General features: G+C 59.4%; 1 pseudogene. It reads right to left on the reverse strand.

Annotated features, from left to right (window positions below):
- Positions 1-261 (reverse strand): annotated as a pseudogene (locus SB751_RS32030) (hypothetical protein); the annotation flags it as partial.

Raw genomic sequence — 261 nt, forward strand, 5'->3', positions numbered from 1 at the left:
GGCCCACTTGTCACCAGTGAGGAAGTTCAGCGTTTTCTGAAGAAGCGACGATTGCGACTCCCACAACGCAGGATCGGCGACTGGTACGCAGATCTCGATTTCGCGCGTCCACCCGTCCTGAGCGAGGGCTTCGCGGGAAATGCGAGTGTCCGCAGCCAACACGGTGGCCGCAACAAGAGCTAAGTCGATCGCTCGTTCACCAGGTACGAGGCCCAAGACATTGAGCTGCTCTAGCGCTTGGCCGAGGCCGAAATCCAAACG

The sequence above is a fragment of the Cupriavidus sp. SIMBA_020 genome, assembly GCF_046535395.1.
GTDB lineage: Bacteria > Pseudomonadota > Gammaproteobacteria > Burkholderiales > Burkholderiaceae > Cupriavidus > Cupriavidus campinensis.